The organism is Synechococcus sp. MU1648 (assembly GCF_023630615.1).
In the GTDB taxonomy this organism is placed as follows: Bacteria; Cyanobacteriota; Cyanobacteriia; order PCC-6307; family Cyanobiaceae; genus Parasynechococcus.
Map to the genome: position 1 here is coordinate 419,515 of NZ_JAKUHI010000001.1, position 19,132 is coordinate 438,646.

Sequence of the window (19,132 nt, forward strand, 5' to 3'; positions counted from 1 at the left end):
TTGAGGGTCTTCTGCTCCACCGGTGTTGGGCATGGGTAGAACGTTGCTATGAACTCCACGCTGTTGATGTGGATCACCCGGCTTAGCCCTAACTGCTTGGAACGCTGTGGGTGAAAAGATCGGCGCGGATGTCCATCATTCCTGCTTTCACAGACAAGAATTGGATACTAATTTTTGCTGTGGAAAATGAAGCCTGACAACGAAATTATCGGCCGACGCCACGAAGACATTAGTTCGTACGCACTGGCAGCAGCGAAGCGGTCTAGGCAGCCGATGAGCTCAAAAGAAGCAACCGCCCAATCCACACGGGAAATTAGACGGTTCAACACTTCTCGTCGGGCCTCGCTCTACCCGGCTTTCAGGACAACGTGCTCCTGACCATCAAATAATGACTGGCAAGAGTCATTTTTAGAGAACATTGGCGAGGAGTATGCGTAATCCGCATGAACAGGCTGACCAATGAATGAAAGCAAAGTTCAAACAACGTTTTGATTAAAGATTAAATTCTCCTAAGCCGCTTTGATGAAACTCCCCAATTTCTTCGCACGCATAGACATCTGATATTGCACTCTGTTTGAGAAGCAGAAAAAAGCCGCCAAGTCACAGGCTTTACTTAAAGCATACGATTAACACATAGCGACGCAATAGATGCACTTATTGATTAGGAGGTGTAGCGACAGCGACTTACAGGGACCGACAGGCTGCTGGGGAAACCGACGCTCAGCGCATCGAAACAATTGACTCATCAGCCTCCGAGATCACACAGAAGCACGCTTATGAACCACGATTGGTTCGTCCCTGTGTCGCCGACGTGAAGCAGACGGTAATGACCGCTAGCCAACACGCAACGTGGACCTCGACGATCTACTCCAGCAACGTCGATGACGTCCTCCGTCATCCGTTGTGGGTGTCGTTATCTGCGGAGTGAACGCCATACCTATCTGCACTGATCGACAGTGACTGGGGCGATGATCTTCATCACGAACGGTCCGATCGACGGGTCAAGCGTTGGTCTGCTGGCATCGCACAGGTGTTCACTCAGCTAGAAGCTGGATCAGGCTTGGTTTGGTCACTGGCAAGAGAGTTAGACCTGAGCAGGGTGGGAACAATTGATTCCAGCCTCATGCTTGGACGACGTTCAGCATTCGTGGCCGCCTCGGCAGCCGTTCAAGCTGTTTCAATCGGAGCTCAGCCTGCCCATGCCGCTCAAAATTGCGGTTCGGGGGGGGGCATTGGATTCAGACAGGACCAGCTCTTGGCGCTGGCTATTGCAACCAACAGCACAAGCATGATCACTACGTGTGTGCCATTGGTTATCACTTCGCAGGGAATGGTCGCTGCGTAAGGAATGGGACCTGGTGGACAGGCCGCAGACCCGTCGAATGGGGCCCCTACTACGAACCTCGGAACAAGTCAGGGAGTGTCTCCTTCCAGGGGCCGCACGGAGGAGAGATCCAGTTGACGTGGTAAAGAAGCGGCAGCATTGGCACGCCTATACCAACTAGGCCTATCAGAAATCTCGGAACAAGCCGACATTTTGTGGATCTCGGGAAAGTGCTCACTGCGGCACTACACCCACGCACTTTTCGGCCCATCATCGAGTCGTCGGGTCGCTAGATGGACCCGAAAGCCGGGCAGAGCGATGCCCGACGAGAGCAGCGATTTGGCCTCGGCTTCGACCGAGGTCAAGTCCATTCTTCCTTAAGAAATTTGGTGGTGTATCGCAAGACACTGCCTGGGCGATCAAGCTACTCAAGTGGCCGAATCGCTCCGGTGATGCATCACCGTCGGCCACACAACATGCACTGTTTCTCGGCCAAAGCCGCATCAAATTCGAAAGCTGAACTCTCAGCCATCGCTCACGAAATACATGCAGAGCGGTTTTAAAACTAAGAGGTTTCAACCACCCCAGACCCAGGCCAACGCTCAAAGCCTGGGTTTTTTATTGCGTCTTCACAGCCAATCAACGCAAAACTAACTGTAAAACAGGTTGAAGGCCTAGCTCTGCTTGTCGGCAACCCGCTGCGCTGCAACGCTTTGTAGTAGCGCTAAAGCGCGCGAGCAAGCCATTGCTTGTCTTAATAGAGCCTCGGCGATTCAGCGAAACAACTGCTCAAGCCGTCACTAAGTCAGTCCTCTACTGAGATTTATGTAAAACGACATGCTTCTGGACAAGCACACTCTTGGATCACTCAAATACCATGGCTTCTTCAACTAAAAATAAGCAATTGGACTCAGGAAGGTTCCAATTCACTGACTTAAAACAGGTTTGCGGCAGGGACAGATACGGCGTCCATGCCGATTGCGGCAGAGTGAATCGTCTAAAACTCTGCGCATTCCGGCCATTTCCCCTGCTTCGTTCCTGAAGGGGGAGATGGCCCGTGTCTGTGGCTTCTGTCTGTGGCCCCTGTCAGTGGCCTACAACACAGAGCTTGAATTCATACCATAAATATGAAGCTTATCTTTGACGAACTCAAGAGGTATTTCTGATCCACAAGAGAGACTCAATAAAAACATGCAAAGTTTGCATGTTGAATAGCTTTACTTGATTCGATATTACATGTCAGGAATACGACTGAAGACAGGAAAAACTTGTCGGTACATGCAATCTCAGCCCAATTTTCCTTCAGCAATATCGATCGTTGCGGAGAACTGCTGGTAATAAAGATTCAGCAGCATGGCAGCGACTCCTTTGATCTCATCAAGATCGGAAGCTGATTCAATTGCCGCAGCAAATTTCTGCTTTTCAAATTGCTGGTGAAGCGGAAGCGTCAAGGCGGATCGACAACCAAGACAAACCTACATCAAAGCGCCCCATTACGACGGCATCAGTTGATACGTCAAGCACTTGACTCCTTCTGTAACATATAAAAAAGCTTGAGTCCTATGGATCATGCGATTGCGCACTTCTCCTATGACCTCACCGCATTGCGATTGGAATACAAAACCACATGTGATGCCCTGACGTACTGGCGTGGCGGTGACCCTGCAGAACAGCAGTTCCTTTTGGAAAAAAAGCAAGAAGTTTTTCGTGCTTTGGCAGAAGCCAGCTTCAGTGATCAGATCTGGCACTGAAGAAGTTTTATCGCAAGCAGTGTCTTTAGGATGTAGTTACCGAGGAAGCTCCTCGCAACAAAGCTGTTGGAAAGAAGATGTCAACTGCGGAAGCTAAACTCAAGCTTGGTCTTGGGTTTTTGATACTTAATAACGTTCATAACCTGAAGACCGGTATTTTCAGACTTTCTTTCTTCAGCAAGAGCCTTGAGAATCATAGACCCGCAAGACTGCCAGTCTTCATTCACTTCAATCAACTCTTTAGCCCGAAGATAGAACTCGGCAGCCTTCTCGAGGTGCTTGGATTTCTGGTCAATCGTTTTTGGCACTGTCGACTCTGTAATGGTCTTTACAACGTGTGGTCTTATTATACCTCATGCGTTGACTAAAACAAATCCCGTTCAGCACCTCGCAAGCAACTCATCAGCAGAGAATATTTAAAGTGGTTCGTTCATTGCTTTGTCTCTACTTAAGATCGAAGCATAAGAGCACATATGCCTTAAATCTTCGTGGCTAGTGATCAGGACTGTTTTAACCATTTTCTGTTGACTGATTGAATCTGATTCAGGACATGAAGATGGGCGCTTAAGCCTAGGAGACATTATCGACGAGTTGTCTTATACAGAGCGCGATGAACGAGGGGAAAAGCGTAAGGCATTTGTTTAATTTCTTGCTTGATTTTCGAAAAACATGCAGCAGAACCATCTGAGTAATCCTGCTCGATAACACTATCTTTTGCTTGCTCTAACGAAAAGCCTTCACGCAATTTTACCTCTAGATTGTAAGCTGCTTCATAACTTTGGCAGGGTCCAGCATGGACCAGTGATTGATCACTGAACAACATCAGTGATAAAACAATAACATTCGAGAAGGTGAGTCTGAATCCAACTGAAGCACGCATATTGGAATACAATCGAAGGAGCTGATAATCAGTGATGTCAGGCTATTGCGAGGCTGCAATGAAGCTGATCACAATCTTTTCGTTGTGATCAGTGCCAAGAGCTGTATCAGCAGTCACTTTTGGAAGTAGTTTGTCAATTCATGTTCGGCCCTAAGTCTTCATTCAGGATCTCAATGTTTTCAATCGTTACCTTATTCATGTTTCAAGGAGTACTTGACGATACAGTAAATCATGGAAGACCACGACCATCTTGTCCGGCAGTTGATCAGTGCGCTTCGGGACGATATGTCCGAAGCAGGGCGCGAACTCAAGAATCGAAGTGCTTGGGATCTGCAGTGCCCTATCGTCATCATCGACGCCCGTACCAAACCGCATCGAATCGTCCGAACATCTGTTCGGGGCATTACTGGTGCGATAGCCACAAGCAACGTCATCGACGATCCATTGATGCGCTCATTTCTTGAGCGGTTCCGTGAGGTTGGTGCAGATGAAGCTCTTGATGAGTTTATGCATGGTTCAGAAGCAGAACGGTTCGCTGATCTTTGGGACATTTACAACGATGAAACACAACAACAGGGCTTAGCGGTTTGGTCCCACAGTGACGCCGCAAAATTTGTGCTCAAGTCGAAATCCTGCTTTGACGAGGGCCAATTGGCCTGCATTGCGATCACAAAGGCTCATGATCGTGATGCCCATGACGTTCTGACCTTCTCAGTCGACGCTTGCTGGTTGTCTTGAGCTAAATCGAACCTCTGGACTCAAGCCAGAGCTCCGAAGCTTCGTCCAGCGCTGCCTCGCGGTTTCTCAGACGACCAGAGGGCTCCTGCAAGTCAGGAGCGGATCAGTTGGAATACAACCAACAGTGCAGAAGCTCCCAGAACCCAATAGAGCCAGCTCAGCTGGGGAATCGTGATTGCGAACACAAGCCCGACCACAAAAAAGATCAGAAAACGGCCGAGGGTCATGAATGCACCATTACTTCCGTATTGAACCGAAAACCAGGCGCTAGGCCAGCTTCTCTGATTTGGATCTCGGAGGTGGTTGGGGATTGAACATGATGGGTATGGATGACGCGACGAGTACTGCTCCCACAGTCAGCAGCACAAACAAAGGGATCGGACGTACCAGTGGTTGACGCTGTAAAGGAGTCGCGCAGCTGGAACAAAACGGAATAACCCCCTTCGGAGGGTGCAGCACAAGCGCTGGACCACAACAGCAAGACGGGCAGCGATAGCGCGGCATCGACCGGTGGAACGTAGCTGATCGCATCTTATTGATTGAATAGGGAGTACTTGCCATAAACTTTGTAGTTGCAGCAAAATCACTAAATTGTGAAACTAGTGAGTGCCGACTGGGTTGGTATTCAGCTAGATGGCGACGACCTAGTCAACCAATTAATTCTGATCGGCCATGGATGATCTGTGCTCTTGTGCCTAAGCCTGCGCCATTGGTGGTGATTGAGTGTCATCCGTCGGACCGATCAAGACACAATAGCCAAGGCGACATTGAGAACTGCTAGCCCTACCAGGAACACGCCTGCCAACAGGGAGGCTTCGGGAAAGTACTTAGCGATAACAAAGCCAACCCCAAGGAACACTGACGAGAGCAGGACGGCTGTGAGGTCAGTCGCCATGAACAGGTGCTAGTCGGGCAATTCAGCCTGACAAAACTTCTCCTCAACCGTGACGCTTTCAGGCCACCCACCCATTAACCAGATCAGATCCGTCACCTCATCGGCATTGATCCATCGCATGATGCCGGTGGCGACGTCAGCACTTGAAGGAGAGAATTCTCCTTCGGTTCACCTGCGCCACCCTCCCAAAGCGAAGTTGCCCCATCCTCTCGTCCCCACCCTTGTTACTCCGTTCTTCTGCATAGACCACAAAGTGACCTGATCAGACATGAAGGAACGGAGCAGTACAGCTTTTAACAGGAGCGCCGTACCCGACAGGCATCCCTCATCGGCGGCCCAGTACGGCTGGCTTTATAGATCAACTACATGGCGCGAAAACTGCTTCCTGGCTCAAGGTCCCACGTCCAACCAGCGAGTGCTTCAATCTGTTGGTCGTCCGATTTAATCAACAGCTCAGTAAACTCTTCCATGATTAGATTTAGATCCTCGACATTATTATCAATGTCTTTAGCTGCCAATAAGTACTTTGAAACCAAAAGCTTTCGAAAAGTATTGATGTCAACCTCAGGGTGAGCACTCGTGACGCGAGTGATGCGGTCAGTGTGCTTGGTCATTGTTGTAGGTATACCGATTAAAAACTAGATTTGAACAGGCCGCTGCATGTAGCTTTCGTTGCTTTTACGGGGATCATTAGACGCACTCAAAGCATCTTTTGAGATTATTGAAGAGTTCCCATTAAAAAGAAATCAAGAGCTTCAGGGTGATATTTGAGTTTTAATTTCAAGCCTCAAATCGCTAGAAGACTGATCTCGCCTCTGTGCTTCTAAGCCTGAACTCATTGCAAATAATCAGTAGGGCTGACAGGAGGCTCTCGTTTAGAGACGAGACGAGGGGAACGGGAATGCACCTAACGGTTCGCTTGCTGGGTTGTTGTAGGGACAGCTGGTTGGCTTTCAGCTCGAACCTCACTTGACACCTGTGGATTGCGAAAATCGGTGATTGCCGAAATCTCCTCCATGCCGCTGCGTTCTCTGGTGACCAAGTTGCGGGAAACTGCACTCACCGGTGAGCTCGATGAGCGCTCCAGCCGCGCCGATCGTCTGTTGATGCGCGGAGCAGGCCGTTGCAGCCGTGCACTGGTCTCCAGTGCACTCGCCCAACGTCGAGGCACGCCTCTACTGGTGGTGGTCCCGACGCTGGAGGAAGCAGGGCGTTGGACGGCACTGCTGGAGTTGATGGGCTGGAACCAGGCAAGCCTGTATCCCACCAGCGAAGGTTCTCCCTACGAACCCTTTGATCCCACAAGCGAAATCATCTGGGGACAACTCCAAGTTCTCAGTGATCTGTTGGGTGATCCCGATGCATCGTCATGGGCAATCGTGGCAACGGAACGCTGTCTCCAGCCGCATCTCCCACCTCCAGATGCGTTGAAGAGCACGACTCGCACGCTTCGTAAGGGCGATGAAGTCGATCTGGAAGAGCTGGGCGAAACGTTGGCCCAGCTCGGCTACGAGAGAGTCACAACAATCGAGCAGGAAGGAAGCTGGAGCCGTCGGGGCGACATTGTCGATATCTTTCCGGTGAGCAGTGAGCTGCCTGTTCGGCTTGAGTTTTTCGGCGAAGAACTCGACAAGCTGCGTGAATTTGACCCAGCAAGCCAACGGTCACTTGATTCAGTCGATGCTCTTCGACTGACTCCAACGGGGTTCGGACCACTTGTAGCCGATCAGCTGCGCACGTTGATGCCTGATGGATTGGAGCGACTCCTCGGGGATCAAGCCACAGAACAACTTCTTGACGGTGGCACGCCGGAAGGCATGCGTCGGCTGATGGGCCTGGCTTGGGAGCAACCAGCCTCCCTGCTCGACTACATCCCCGACACCACAACAATCGTCATTGATGAACGTCGCCATGGAGTAGCCCACGGCCAGCAGTGGCTTGCCCACGTTGAAGAGCATCACCTTGAAATGGCTGCTGAGGCAGGTCTCGATCAATCCGAGTGCGAACAGATCTGGCCTGCAGTTCTGCATCGCAACATCGACGCCGCCTATGGGTTGACCGAGGTCTTCCATGGCTTCGACATGGCAGAACTGCTGGAGGTCGACCAGCACCCCAACAGCTTCGATCTGGCCAGCCGACCTGTCCCGGCCTATCCCAACCAATTCGGGAAGCTCGGAGAACTGATCAAGGGATTTCAGACCGAACGCACAGCTGTGTGGTTGATCTCCGCTCAGCCAAGTCGAGCTGTTGCCTTGCTGGAAGAGCACGACTGCATCAGTCGGTTTGTTCCAAACGCGGGAGATACCAACGCCATCTCGCGACTGATTGAGCAGAACACACCCGTTGCTTTGAAAGTGAGGGGGACTGCAGAACTGGAGGGGCTGCAACTGCCGGCTTGGCGGATTGCACTGGTGACAGACCGTGAATTCTTCGGGCAGCAAAGTCTGAGTTCGAGTGGGTACGTCCGTCGTCGACGCAAGGCGGCCAGCCGCACCGTCGACCCCAACAAGATGCGACCCGGGGATTTTGTTGTGCACCGGAACCATGGAATTGGACGGTTCAAAGCTCTGGAAAAACTTGCGATGTCCGGTGACATTCGCGACTACCTCGTGGTTCAGTACGCCGACGGAATTCTCCGCGTCGCAGCCGATCAACTGGGGAGCCTTGGTCGATATCGCGCCACAAGTGAAACGCCGCCTCAGCTCAACCGCATGGGTGGCAGTGCCTGGAACAAAGCCAAGGAACGGGCGAAGAAGGCGGTTCGCAAGGTTGCCCTTGACCTGGTGAAGCTGTACGCGGAACGACAGCAAGCAGCTGGTTTTGCGTTCCCAACAGATGGCCCCTGGCAAGTGGAGATGGAGGACTCATTTCCCTACGAACCAACGCCAGATCAGCTGAAAGCCACATCCGACGTGAAACGGGACATGGAGAAAGAGGAGCCGATGGACCGGCTTGTGTGTGGTGATGTTGGCTTCGGCAAGACGGAAGTCGCTATCCGCGCAATCTTCAAGGCAATCACCGCCGGGAAGCAGGTGGCAATGCTGGCACCGACAACGGTGTTAGCCCAACAGCATTGGCGGACGTTGTCGGAACGCTTTGCGCCCTATCCGATCAAGGTGGCGCTGTTGAATCGCTTCCGCACAGCATCGGAGCGAAAAAACATTCTGGACGGACTCAAGCAAGGAACCATCGATGCGGTGGTGGGAACGCATCAGTTGTTGAGCAAAGGAGCCGCCTTCCAACAACTAGGCCTACTTGTGGTGGACGAAGAACAGCGTTTCGGGGTCAACCAGAAGGAAAAAATCAAAGTGTTGCGGAAGGACGTGGACGTTCTCACGTTGTCGGCAACGCCAATCCCCAGAACGCTGTACATGAGTCTTTCGGGGGTTCGGGAGATGAGCCTGATCACGACGCCACCACCATTGCGTCGCCCGATCAAAACGCACTTGGCCTCACTCGATCCTGAAGCCGTACGTAGCGCCATCCGCCAGGAATTGGATCGAGGGGGACAGGTGTTTTACGTGGTTCCCCGTGTGGAAGGAATCGAAGAGGTGGCCGCTGGCCTAAGAGACATGCTGCCGGGCCTGAAACTGCTGGTGGCCCATGGCCAGATGGCCGAAGGCGAGCTGGAAAGCGCCATGGTGGCTTTCAATGCCGGCGAAGCCGATGTGATGCTTTGCACCACCATTGTTGAAAGTGGCCTGGATATCCCTCGCGTCAACACAATCCTGATTGAGGACGCACACCGTTTTGGCTTGGCCCAGCTGTATCAACTGCGGGGCCGCGTTGGTCGCAGTGGAATTCAGGCCCACGCTTGGCTGTTTTATCCCGGAAACGCCTCGCTGAGCGATAACGCCCGTCAACGACTGCGCGCCATCCAAGAGTTTGCCCAGCTAGGCAGTGGCTATCAGCTCGCCATGAGGGATATGGAGATCCGTGGGGTGGGCAATCTGCTCGGTGTGCAGCAAAGCGGCCAGATGGAAACCATCGGCTTTGATCTCTACATGGAAATGCTGCAGGAATCGCTGGCCGAAATTCAGGGGCAGGACATTCCAAGTGTTGATGACACCCAGGTGGATCTTCCGGTGACCGCCTTCGTACCTGCCGACTGGATCACCGACCCCGACGAGAAAATCGCTGCCTACCGAGCTGCTGCTGATTGCCTAACGGCCGAAGCTCTCGTGGAACTTGCCGCGGGTTGGGCCGATCGCTATGGGGCACTGCCCGCTGCAGTTGTATCTCTTCTCCAGTTGATGGAACTCAAGCTTCTGGCGAAGCGCTGCGGCTTCTCGAGGATCAAACCGGAAAAACCCAACGTGCTGTTCGAGACCCCCATGGAAGAACCGGCATTCCGCTTGCTACGCCAGGGATTACCCCAGCACCTGCACGGCCGTTTGGTTTATCAGGCCGGCAGTGGCATCCAACACAAAGTGATGGCCCGTGGTCTCGGAGTGCTGCCCATGGAGAAGCAACTCGAACAGCTGATGGAGTGGCTTCGATTGATGGCGGCCCAGATTCCCGATGCCGATGGCAAAACCGAGGCGCAGCGCCAAGAGGAGCTGAGTGCCAAGAACGCGGAAGTGGTTGAGGTCTGAGGCCTCAAGTCAATTCTGAGAAAAACGTTACCAACCACGCAATTCTTCGTTACAATGGCTGCAACGAAAACCGTTGGACATGGGTGAATTCGTCGAAATCGGTGCCGGTGGCGTCTCTCTGGAACTGATCAGCGGCGTTTTCTGTGCCACTGCACTCGGTGTCTATGCACTGTTCCAACCTGGAGCGTCCGACGATGACGACTCCAACGGTGGTGGCGGTGGTGGCTTAATGCAGCCAATCTCCTGATTTACGGCAAGGCGTAACTCAGATTGGCTTTGCCTGGCTGGAATGTAGTGCCAGCCTTCATTGCTTTGATTTGCTTCAGCAGGGTGCCTTCTGCAGTTCTGTATTGGCTGTCCCTCTGAGTTCCTAAATCATCAATCGAGAAATTTTTGACTTCTTTTTCAGACATCGCTGCAGCGATATCAGGCTGGATCCCGTTCTTATGAATATCCGTTCCTTTGGGCGTTAGATATTTCGCGATTGTGACCGTCAGGCCCGATCCGTCCGCCAGGCCACGCACGGCTTGGACAAGACCTTTGCCGAAGGTTGTCTGACCAACGAGCTGAGCGCGGGAATTGTCTTGAAGTGCGCCGGAAAGAATTTCACTGGCACTGGCAGATCCCTGATCGATCAGCACCACAAGGGGCTTGTCGGTGATCGCGCTGCCCGTCGCACGCCTGACATCGCGAATTCCTTCACGAGTGCGGGTGCTGACGATGGTGCCCTCGTTCAACCATTGCCGTGCAATATCGACGCTGGCCTCAAGCAATCCGCCAGGGTTGCTGCGCAGATCAAGCACATAGCCCTCTGCTCCCTGAGACTCAAGATCCTTGATGGCCTCTCGCATCTCACGAGATGCGTTTGCATTGAACTGCTTAAGCCTGATGTAGCCCACCTTGCGGCCGTTAGGGGCCGTGTTGAGCGTGGACTTCACGGCATGAATCTCGATGCGCGCCCGTTTCAGCGGCACATTCAGAACCTGACCCTGGCGCCTGAGTCCCAACACCACATCGGTCCCCTCTGGGCCACGGATCAACTTGACAGCGTCTTCGGTGGTCATGCCCTTCGTGGAGGCACCGTCAATCGAAACGATGACATCCTTGGGCTGAACCCCGGCACGGGATGCAGGCGTTCCCTCAATTGGAGAAACAACGATTAACTCCTTGGTGACCTTGTCGAGACTGAGCTGGATGCCAACACCCAACAGCTCTCCCGAAGTGTCAATCTGCATTTCCTTGAACTCCTTCGGATCAAGAAAACGCGTGTAGGGATCATCGAGGCTCGCCAACATGCCACGAATTGCCTCGTAGGAATCAGCACTGCCTCCATAGGACTTGCTCAACAGATCGCTGCGCAGTTGACGCCAAGTCGTCTCGTCGTAGGAGCCCGTGGAATCCAAATAATCGCGATAGACGATCTGCCAGACCTGATCAATCACCTCCTTGGGGCTGTCACGAATCGACCCGCCGGAAGCCGATGGCAGGGAGAACCCCGGAGAGCTGATGCCAATGGCTGTGGCAACTCCTCCGACACCGAGCATCAGGAGCAGTGGAGTCGACCGAACAAAGGAACGCAGGCGCTGACTCCGGACCATGTCCCCTCAGGGCTGAGTGTTCACCCTAACGAGATCAGGCAGGCTCGACCCAGCGACCGTCCTCTTTGATCAACTGGATCAGAGCCTCAACGCCATCAGCTTCCGGAACCTTGCCGATTTCTTCGCGACCGCGATAAAGAGCGATGGTTCCGGGCCCTTTGCCGACATAGCCATAGTCCGCATCAGCCATTTCTCCAGGGCCGTTGACGATGCATCCCATCACGGCGATATCAAGACCCTGCAGATGCTGGGTCGCATCCCTCACTTTGTGCAACACCTCCTCCAGATTGAACAAGGTGCGACCACAACTGGGGCAGGCCACGTACTCGACCATGGTTTTGCGCAGTCCCAGGGACTGGAGGATCGAGTAACAGACAGGAATTTCCTTTTCTGGTGATTCCGTGAGCGAGACCCGCAAGGTGTCGCCGAGACCATCCGCCAACAAAGTGGCGATCCCCGCCGTGCTCTTGATCCTTCCGTAATCTCCATCTCCGGCTTCCGTTACACCCAGATGCAATGGGTAATTGAAGCCTTCCTTGTCCATGGTGTCTGCCATCAGCCGATAGGCCGCAAGCATCACTGGAGCTCGCGAGGCCTTCATCGAAATCACGATGTTGTGGAAATCAAGCTCATGGCAGATCCGAACGAATTCCATCGCTGATTCGACCATTCCCTCAGGGGTGTCCCCGTAGGTGAAGAGCATCCGCTCGGCAAGCGAGCCGTGATTGACCCCAATTCTCAGGGCTTTGTTCTGATCCCGCAGCAGGGTGACTAGGGGTTCAAAGGTCTCGCGGATGCGCGCACCAATGGCCTCGAACTCTTCCTTGGTGAACTCCTGCCGGTCTGGATCGGGTTTATCGAAAACAAAAAGACCTGGATTAATTCGAACCTTGTCGACATGCTTGGCGACTTCCAGGGCGATCTTGATGCCGTTGTGGTGAACATCGGCCACAAGGGGAACCGTGCAACCCTGCGCCCTCAGCGAAGCCCGGATCTTGGCCATGGCTTTGGCATGACCAATGGAAGGGGTGGTCACCCGAACGATTTCGCAGCCGGCCTCTACAAGTCGCAAGATCCCGGCAACCGACCCCTCAATATCGAGAGTGTCCTCATTGATCATCGACTGCACCACGATCGGGTGCTCACTTCCCACAGGCACATCCCCCACCATCACGGTGCGGGTTACACGGCGGTGGATCTTGGTGTCGTAACGCCGATCCAGGGCAGTCATGGAGCTGAGTTGGAAGCAGTCCAAGGCTCGCACAGGCGATGACGAACCGCGGCGAGATCCTGTCGGGTCAGATCTAGGGGAGCACCTGCAGCTTTAGAGGGATTCCGCAGAAGATACGAAGGGTGAAAAATCGGCATCACAGCCCGTCCATTCCAGCTCTGCCACTGGCCGCGTAACTGGGTCATGCCTCCTTTGATCCCGAGGATTGCTTCCACAGCGGTTGCTCCGGTGAGCACAATCACTTTGGGGTTCATGGCCTCAAGTTGAAGATTCAGCCACGGACGGCAGGCGGCCAGCTCTGCTTTCTTCGGTCGCCGGTTATTCGGCGGTCTGCACTTGATGGCATTGCAGATGTACAAATCACGGGAGGGGTCAAGGTCCACCTCCCGTAGCAATTGATCAAGCGCACGTCCGGAGCGACCTACAAAAGGGATGCCCTGGTCATCTTCCTGAGCTCCTGGGGCTTCACCAATCAGCATCAGATCAGCGTTTGGATTGCCGCGACTGATGACGACTGTCTGGCGCGTGCTGGCCAGTTCACAGGCCGTGCAGAGGTGGCAATCCTCCAGGCTTGAACCGGTCATGACATCGAATCAGCAGAGGCCAAGGGAGCCAGCAGCAACAGTGGATTGCCCTCAGGATCCTTGATCCAGGCCTCGGCACCAAAGGCTTCGACCCGCGCTTCCTCCAGAAGTGATCCACCACGCTCAAGGGCCGTGCTGAGAAGACTTTGAAGCTCCGGCAGCGGATCTAGCGATGGATCCAAACGTAAACAAGGAGCCAACGCACGCCCACGCGTGGGAAAAGAGCGCTTGCGCGAGGGCCTGTAGATCTCAAGCCGGGTTCCATTGCCAAACTCAACGACGCAGTGGTGGTCTGCCATCCCAGGAATCAACCTGGCCTGGAACAAGTCGCTGTAAAAGCGGCCAAGGTTGCCGGTGTCATCAGCGGCCAGAACCCAACTGATCTGCATCGCGTTCATTTGTGCGGTGACATCAAGGTTGTCTGCGACACCATTTGAGGCAGGATGATGTCGTTTTAAACGCGCCGCGGGGAGGTGCGTTACTGATGCCACGCCCGCCAGAACTTTCCGATCGGGCCGTGGCCCTGAAACCGTCCTTGACGCTGGAGATCAGTGCCAAGGCCAAAGCGCTCCGCGACAGCGGCAAAGACATCTGCAGCCTTAGTGCAGGAGAACCGGACTTCAACACACCCCCATTCATTGTTGAAGCAGCACAGCGGGCACTCGCATCAGGCTTCACCCGGTACGGCCCCGCATCGGGCGATCCAGATCTACGTGCCGCGCTCGCACACAAACTGACTGTTGAAAACGAGATTCCAACCCAACCTGAGCAGGTTCTGATTACCAACGGCGGGAAGCAGGCGATCTACAACCTGTTCCAGGTTCTGCTCAATCCCGGCGATGAGGTGCTGCTCTCTGCTCCTTACTGGCTGAGCTACCCGGAGATGGCTGCCCTGGCTGGTGCCAGCACAACCATCATCCCCACGAAAGCTGATGAGGGATTCCACCTGGATCTCGACTTGCTGGAGCAGCAAATCACCACTCGCAGCCGTCTTCTGGTGATCAATTCACCCGGAAACCCCAGCGGTCAGGTCATGCCACGGGCCGAGCTCGAGGCTCTCGCCGAACTTGTGGCCCGTCACCCCCAGCTGATGGTGATGAGCGATGAGATTTATGAATATCTCCTGGCTGACGGCCAACAGCACTGCAGCTTTGCTGCGATTGCCGAGGAGATCCGCGATCGTTGTTTCACCGTGAATGGTTTTGCCAAAGGCTGGGCCATGACGGGCTGGCGCCTGGGATACCTCGCCGGTGATGCAGCCGTCATCAAGGCCGCCTCAGCACTTCAGAGCCAGAGCACCAGCAATGTGTGCAGCTTTGCCCAACGGGGTGCCTTGGCTGCGATTGAGGGATCCAGGGACTGCGTTCGAGAGATGGCGATCAGTTACAACCATCGGCGCACGTTGCTCACAGAAGGACTACTAGCGCTGGATGGCATCACATTGACTCCTCCGCAGGGTGCCTTTTATGCCTTCCCGCGCCTGCCCGACGGGGCACCAGATTCCATGGAGTTTTGTCGCCAAGCCCTCGAACAGGAAGGCCTGGCTGTCGTCCCAGGCCTCGCCTTCGGCGACGACCGTTGCATCCGTCTGTCGTGTGCCGTATCGGATGAGACGATCAACGATGGTCTGAAGCGTCTGAAGCGACTGCTCAGTGCCATCTGACCCACTCTGATCCTCTACGACCTCTGTATGTCTGTACGAGAACAGCGGGCCGTGATCGCCACCAGCCTGATCACTGGCCTGGCCATCGCGGCCAGTTTGATCAGCTGTAGTGCTCCTGAAAAAGACGCCAAACAGGCCGTCTTGCAGATCGGAGCCATCCCAGACCAGAACCCGGAGAAACTGAATCGCCTCTACGGCGCGCTCTCAGAGGAACTCAGCGAAAAGCTGGAGGTTCCCGTTCGTTATGCACCGGTCAGTAATTACGCAGCGGCGGTCAGCGCCTTCCGCACCGGCAGCCTTGATCTGGTGTGGTTCGGCGGACTCACCGGCGTGCAAGCAAGGCTTCAGACGCCTGGCGCTCGCGTGCTGGCACAACGGGATATAGATGCCGAATTCACCAGCGTGTTCATCGCCAATGGCGCAAGTGGTTTACGCCCCTTTACCAGTGCAGACCAACTGGTTGAGCTGAAAGGACGCCGCCTGGCTTTCGGTTCACAGAGTTCCACCTCAGGCCGCCTGATGCCCCAGTACTTCATGGGGGAAAACGGCGTAAAACCTGACGATCTCGCGGGAGGAGCTCCCGGCTTTAGTGGTAGCCACGACGCCACGATCGCCGTGGTGCAGAGCGGTGCCTATGAGGTGGGTGCCTTGAATGAGCAGGTCTGGCGCAGCAATGTGAAGGACGGTCGTGTTGACCCAGACAAGGTGAAGGTGATCTGGAGGACACCGCCCTACGTGGATTACCACTGGGTTGTGCGCCCCGATCTTGATGCTCGCTTTGGCGATGGCTTCACCGACAACCTGCAATCCACGTTGTTGGAGCTATCGGCAGAGACAGAAAATGGTGCCGCGATTCTGGAGTTGTTCGGTGCTGAACGCTTTATCCCTGCTGAGGACGGCGACTACGTGATGATCGAAACTGTGGGTCGGCAGCTCGGCAAGATCCGTTGACGGCTCTGCTTGAGCTGACCCAAGCCTGTCTGGGTCAACGGCTCCAAACGATCACATTGACGCTTCGCGCGGATGAGCGGGTGGTTTTGCTCGGTGCCAGTGGCGCCGGCAAAACCACTCTCTTGAAGCTCTGCAACGGGGCCTTGAGACCCGATGCTGGATCGGTGCACTGGTGTGGGCAACCCCATCAACACCTGTCGCGGCGGCAACAGCGGCGCATCGGCACGCTCTGGCAGGACCTTCGCCTGGTGGAGGAACTGAGTGTCATCCAGAACATCAACAGTGGAGCCCTCGGACGCCATGGTCTGCTCTGGGCTCTTCGAAACTTGATGGGTCCCCTCGAACAGGACTGCTGTCTCGAGGTGATGAACCAGGTCAATCTGGATGCCTCACTCTTAAATCAGCCCGTTCGAGAGCTTTCGGGAGGTCAGCGCCAACGGGTAGCCCTGGCCCGCTTGCTGCGTCAGCTGCCTGAAATGGTTTTGGCTGACGAGCCCCTTTCGGCTCTCGATCCCACCCTTGCGGACGATGTCCTCAACACTCTTCTGCTTTTACCGGCGTGCCTGATCAGCCTGCATCGCCCCGATCTAATTCATCGATTTGATCGGGTTTTGGGGCTTCGTCATGGTGCCTTGGTGATCGATGCGGCCCCGGAGACGATTCATCGTGATCAGATGGAATGGCTGTACGCATCACACTGAAACCGGCGTTGCCGCTGATCCCACTGCTACCTGGCCTGAGCCTGCTTGGCATCGTGGCTGTGCTGTTCAGGGACGGTCATGGCGGAGGGCTGCCTCTTCTGCAGGAGTTCGCGGCTGCAGCGGTGCATCCGTCACTCGATCCCGTTGTGTTGGGAAGCTTGCTGAACGGACTTCAAATCACCCTGGTCATCGCGTTGCTGTCGTGGGGAATCAGCAGTGTTCTCGGCGTGGGACTCGGTCTCCTCTGCTCCATCACCGTTTCGGAGATTGTGACGGGTGTGAGCTGGCCAGCAGTGCTTCTGCGTCGCTGCCTGGCCCCCCTGCGAGCTGTTCATGAACTGATTTGGGGGCTGTTGTTGCTCCAGGTGTTCGGGCTGAATGGCTGGGTTGCTGTCTGCGCTATCGCCATTCCCTACACGGTGCTGATGGCGCGTGTGATTGCTGATCAGGTGGACTGTCATGTCTCCCCTGCCCTCCCCGTGCTCAAGGGCAGCGGCGCCGCACCATGGGCCGTCATCTTCACGGGGCTTTTTCCTCCCCTGGCGCAGCCGCTTTGCAACCACGTTGGCCACCGACTCGACTGCGCGCTTCGCTCAGCACTCATTCTTGGCGTGTTCGGCCTCGGTGGCTTGGGTACGGACCTCAGCCTCAGCCTGCGCTCGCTCCAGTTTCAGGAGATGTGGAGTGGCCTGTGGTTGCTGGCCATCGCCATGGTGATTCTCGATCGTTGCCTTCGAATGCTGCGTGGCTGGTCGCGGATGCTGATCATTCCAGTGCTGAGCCCTTTGATCGCCATCGCCTGGGGCACACACCTGGATCTGCAGCTGTCATGGCCTGTCGGCCAGTGGTCTGTGCTCTTCGCCAACGTGATGGATGGGTCGCAAGGCCTGAGTGCTGCCCTTGAGATCTCTTGGCCCGCGGTGATTGCATCAACGTTATGGATCACTCTGATCGCCGGTTGCATTGCCACGGGCTTGCCTCCTCTGCTGCTTCTGGCTTGGCCTGGTCAGACCAACCTCCGGATCCAGGAGTTGCTGTGGGGAGCGTTGCGACTACTCCCGGCCCCGCTCACAGCACTGCTGTTGCTGATGTTGGCCAAACCGAGTCTGGCCCTTGCAGGGCTGGCCCTTGGGCTTCACCACAGCGGTGTGATGGGACGGGTGTTGATGGACGACATTCGAAACACAGGGTTGCGTTCCGCCCAGACGCTGAAGTCCTGCGGCGCTTCCCCACGGGTTAGCTGGCTCTATGGACCGCTGGCTGATGTCAGCCGCCCCTACCTCACTTATGCGATTTATCGAATCGATGTAATCCTGCGCGACACCGCAATCATCGGACTCGTCGGGGGAGCCGGCCTTGGCTGGCAACTGATGGAAGCCCTCAGTTCCTTTCACTGGTGGTTGGTGTTTTGGATCGTGCTGACATCTGCTGTGCTCACGCTGCTGGGTGAGAGCCTGGGCGAACGTCTTCAGGGGAGCTGGAACAGCCGAGCCATGGCGTTATGAGCAGTTCAAACGAAGCCCCCCGTCAGTTGATCGTGTTGGGGGACAGTGGGGTGCATGGATGGGGGGACCGAGAGGAGGGCGGCTGGTGCCAGAGGCTTCGCATGCGCTGGATTAATCTGCCTGCTGCTCCAGTCGTCTATCCACTGGGCGTACGCGGAGACGGCTTGGAACGCGTCGCGTCCCGTTGGCGGAGCGAGTGGTCCTGTCGCGGAGAACTGCGCCGACAGACACCTGGCGGGTTACTACTCAGTGTTGGGCTCAATGACACGGCCAGAGTTGGTCGGATCGACGGCAGACCGCAGCTAGAGGTAGATGCCTATGCCTTCGGCATCAGCCAGCTCCTCGGTGAAATGAAGCGGGAGATTCAGGTCTTTGTTCTGGGCCTCACCGCAGTGGATGAGCACGTCATGCCTTTTGCCGGCTGCCTCTGGTACACCAATCGGCAGATCGCAGCGACAGAAGCAGCCTTGGCGGAACAATGTCGCGAGGCGGATGTTCCCTTCCTGCCCGTGCATCAGGAGATGCAGGAGGAGCCCAACTGGTTGACCTGGATGGAACCCGATGGGATTCATCTCAACGCCGAAGGACACCGCTGGCTGGACCAGCGCCTGGATCAGTGGGCGCCGTTACGCCAATGGGCCGGACTCACTCCGCATAACACATCAACACCTATCAGCATGTAAACGACCCCCACGAGAACGACTAATGTGTGGGCC

The 19,132-nt window shown here is 55.1% G+C and carries 18 protein-coding genes; 9 read left to right on the forward strand and 9 right to left on the reverse strand.

All coding sequences use genetic code 11. The features are described from left to right. Window positions 1–2,610: 2,610 nt before the first annotated feature. On the reverse strand, window positions 2,611–2,775 hold the full coding sequence (locus tag NCN06_RS02550) for a hypothetical protein (protein WP_226397666.1): 165 nt from the start codon (window positions 2,773–2,775) through the stop codon (window positions 2,611–2,613). Between the two features lie 111 nt (window positions 2,776–2,886). Here NCN06_RS02550 and NCN06_RS02555 point away from each other — a divergent pair, with 111 nt between their 5' ends. Continuing rightward, window positions 2,887–3,075, forward strand: a complete 189-nt coding sequence (locus NCN06_RS02555) for a hypothetical protein (RefSeq protein ID WP_226397667.1) — start codon at window positions 2,887–2,889, stop codon at window positions 3,073–3,075. A gap of 80 nt (window positions 3,076–3,155) precedes the next feature. On the opposite strand, the gene NCN06_RS02560 is transcribed toward NCN06_RS02555, so the two are convergent. Both NCN06_RS02560 and NCN06_RS02565 read right to left on the reverse strand, forming a co-directional pair. Beyond that, a complete protein-coding gene (locus tag NCN06_RS02560; protein WP_226397668.1) occupies window positions 3,156–3,383 on the reverse strand; it encodes a hypothetical protein in 228 nt (75 codons plus the stop codon). Between the two features lie 272 nt (window positions 3,384–3,655). Then, on the reverse strand, window positions 3,656–3,955 hold the full coding sequence (locus NCN06_RS02565) for a hypothetical protein (RefSeq protein ID WP_226397669.1): 300 nt from the start codon (window positions 3,953–3,955) through the stop codon (window positions 3,656–3,658). Window positions 3,956–4,186: 231 nt separating this feature from the next. On the opposite strand from NCN06_RS02565, the gene NCN06_RS02570 reads away from it, so the two are divergent. Next, window positions 4,187–4,693, forward strand: coding sequence for a hypothetical protein (locus tag NCN06_RS02570; protein WP_226397670.1), 507 nt, complete (start codon window positions 4,187–4,189; stop codon window positions 4,691–4,693). Between the two features lie 92 nt (window positions 4,694–4,785). On the opposite strand, the gene NCN06_RS12765 is transcribed toward NCN06_RS02570, so the two are convergent. Further along, window positions 4,786–4,920, reverse strand: coding sequence for a hypothetical protein (locus NCN06_RS12765; protein WP_255613917.1), 135 nt, complete (start codon window positions 4,918–4,920; stop codon window positions 4,786–4,788). A 1,030-nt stretch (window positions 4,921–5,950) separates the two neighbouring features. Further along, window positions 5,951–6,202, reverse strand: a complete 252-nt coding sequence (locus tag NCN06_RS02575) for a hypothetical protein (RefSeq protein WP_226422593.1) — start codon at window positions 6,200–6,202, stop codon at window positions 5,951–5,953. A 402-nt stretch (window positions 6,203–6,604) separates the two neighbouring features. Here NCN06_RS02575 and mfd point away from each other — a divergent pair, with 402 nt between their 5' ends. Together mfd and NCN06_RS02585 are read left to right on the forward strand one after the other, a co-directional pair. Continuing rightward, complete coding sequence (gene mfd / locus NCN06_RS02580) at window positions 6,605–10,183, forward strand: transcription-repair coupling factor (RefSeq protein WP_226397672.1); 3,579 nt, start codon at window positions 6,605–6,607, stop codon at window positions 10,181–10,183. 79 nt (window positions 10,184–10,262) lie between these two features. Next, complete coding sequence (locus NCN06_RS02585) at window positions 10,263–10,430, forward strand: hypothetical protein (protein ID WP_006849887.1); 168 nt, start codon at window positions 10,263–10,265, stop codon at window positions 10,428–10,430. Between the two features lies 1 nt (window position 10,431). Here NCN06_RS02585 and NCN06_RS02590 read toward each other — a convergent pair whose 3' ends face one another. The 4 genes from NCN06_RS02590 to NCN06_RS02605 are packed head-to-tail and all read right to left on the reverse strand — an operon-like array spanning window position 10,432 to window position 13,985. Beyond that, entirely contained in the window at window positions 10,432–11,781 is a 1,350-nt protein-coding gene (locus NCN06_RS02590) for a S41 family peptidase (protein ID WP_226397673.1), read from the reverse strand. A 34-nt stretch (window positions 11,782–11,815) separates the two neighbouring features. Next, a complete protein-coding gene (gene ispG / locus NCN06_RS02595) occupies window positions 11,816–13,012 on the reverse strand; it encodes a (E)-4-hydroxy-3-methylbut-2-enyl-diphosphate synthase (RefSeq protein WP_166016502.1) in 1,197 nt (398 codons plus the stop codon). Beyond that, on the reverse strand, window positions 13,009–13,596 hold the full coding sequence (locus NCN06_RS02600) for a uracil-DNA glycosylase (protein ID WP_226397674.1): 588 nt from the start codon (window positions 13,594–13,596) through the stop codon (window positions 13,009–13,011). Before NCN06_RS02600 ends, ispG begins: the two co-directional genes overlap by 4 nt. Beyond that, complete coding sequence (locus tag NCN06_RS02605) at window positions 13,593–13,985, reverse strand: VOC family protein (protein WP_250398631.1); 393 nt, start codon at window positions 13,983–13,985, stop codon at window positions 13,593–13,595. Before NCN06_RS02605 ends, NCN06_RS02600 begins: the two co-directional genes overlap by 4 nt. Window positions 13,986–14,080: 95 nt before the next feature. Here NCN06_RS02605 and NCN06_RS02610 point away from each other — a divergent pair, with 95 nt between their 5' ends. From NCN06_RS02610 to NCN06_RS02630, 5 genes are read left to right on the forward strand one after another with little or no spacing between them, the layout of a single operon-like run. Continuing rightward, window positions 14,081–15,259 (forward strand): pyridoxal phosphate-dependent aminotransferase, encoded by a 1,179-nt coding sequence (locus NCN06_RS02610; protein WP_226397676.1) that lies wholly within the window; start codon window positions 14,081–14,083, stop codon window positions 15,257–15,259. A 27-nt stretch (window positions 15,260–15,286) separates the two neighbouring features. Next, the gene (locus tag NCN06_RS02615) at window positions 15,287–16,210 is read left to right on the forward strand and encodes a putative selenate ABC transporter substrate-binding protein (RefSeq protein ID WP_226422598.1); all 924 of its coding nucleotides are present in this window, start codon (window positions 15,287–15,289) and stop codon (window positions 16,208–16,210) included. Next, the gene (locus NCN06_RS02620; protein WP_226397678.1) at window positions 16,207–16,911 is read left to right on the forward strand and encodes a phosphonate ABC transporter ATP-binding protein; all 705 of its coding nucleotides are present in this window, start codon (window positions 16,207–16,209) and stop codon (window positions 16,909–16,911) included. The genes NCN06_RS02615 and NCN06_RS02620 overlap by 4 nt, the downstream gene beginning before the upstream one ends. Continuing rightward, window positions 16,890–18,416: a PhnE/PtxC family ABC transporter permease gene (locus tag NCN06_RS02625; protein ID WP_226422599.1), complete on the forward strand. Its 1,527-nt coding sequence runs from the start codon at window positions 16,890–16,892 to the stop codon at window positions 18,414–18,416. Before NCN06_RS02620 ends, NCN06_RS02625 begins: the two co-directional genes overlap by 22 nt. Beyond that, window positions 18,413–19,099: a GDSL-type esterase/lipase family protein gene (locus NCN06_RS02630; protein WP_250398632.1), complete on the forward strand. Its 687-nt coding sequence runs from the start codon at window positions 18,413–18,415 to the stop codon at window positions 19,097–19,099. Before NCN06_RS02625 ends, NCN06_RS02630 begins: the two co-directional genes overlap by 4 nt. Window positions 19,100–19,132 lie beyond the last annotated feature (33 nt).

Excerpts from the sequence above, each read along its gene's own strand:
- NCN06_RS02565 (WP_226397669.1), bottom strand. The coding sequence starts at position 3,955 with ATGCGTGCTTCAGTTGGATTCAGACTCACCTTCTCGAATGTTATTGTT.
- ispG (WP_166016502.1), bottom strand. The coding sequence starts at position 13,012 with ATGACTGCCCTGGATCGGCGTTACGACACCAAGATCCACCGCCGTGTA.
- NCN06_RS02610 (WP_226397676.1), top strand. The coding sequence starts at position 14,081 with ATGCCACGCCCGCCAGAACTTTCCGATCGGGCCGTGGCCCTGAAACCG.
- NCN06_RS02555 (WP_226397667.1), top strand. The coding sequence starts at position 2,887 with ATGGATCATGCGATTGCGCACTTCTCCTATGACCTCACCGCATTGCGA.
- NCN06_RS02615 (WP_226422598.1), top strand. The coding sequence starts at position 15,287 with ATGTCTGTACGAGAACAGCGGGCCGTGATCGCCACCAGCCTGATCACT.
- mfd (WP_226397672.1), top strand. The coding sequence starts at position 6,605 with ATGCCGCTGCGTTCTCTGGTGACCAAGTTGCGGGAAACTGCACTCACC.
- NCN06_RS02590 (WP_226397673.1), bottom strand. The coding sequence starts at position 11,781 with ATGGTCCGGAGTCAGCGCCTGCGTTCCTTTGTTCGGTCGACTCCACTG.
- NCN06_RS02570 (WP_226397670.1), top strand. The coding sequence starts at position 4,187 with ATGGAAGACCACGACCATCTTGTCCGGCAGTTGATCAGTGCGCTTCGG.
- NCN06_RS02585 (WP_006849887.1), top strand. The coding sequence starts at position 10,263 with ATGGGTGAATTCGTCGAAATCGGTGCCGGTGGCGTCTCTCTGGAACTG.
- NCN06_RS02625 (WP_226422599.1), top strand. The coding sequence starts at position 16,890 with ATGGCTGTACGCATCACACTGAAACCGGCGTTGCCGCTGATCCCACTG.
- NCN06_RS02600 (WP_226397674.1), bottom strand. The coding sequence starts at position 13,596 with ATGACCGGTTCAAGCCTGGAGGATTGCCACCTCTGCACGGCCTGTGAA.
- NCN06_RS02575 (WP_226422593.1), bottom strand. The coding sequence starts at position 6,202 with ATGACCAAGCACACTGACCGCATCACTCGCGTCACGAGTGCTCACCCT.
- NCN06_RS12765 (WP_255613917.1), bottom strand. The coding sequence starts at position 4,920 with ATGACCCTCGGCCGTTTTCTGATCTTTTTTGTGGTCGGGCTTGTGTTC.
- NCN06_RS02605 (WP_250398631.1), bottom strand. The coding sequence starts at position 13,985 with ATGCAGATCAGTTGGGTTCTGGCCGCTGATGACACCGGCAACCTTGGC.
- NCN06_RS02630 (WP_250398632.1), top strand. The coding sequence starts at position 18,413 with ATGAGCAGTTCAAACGAAGCCCCCCGTCAGTTGATCGTGTTGGGGGAC.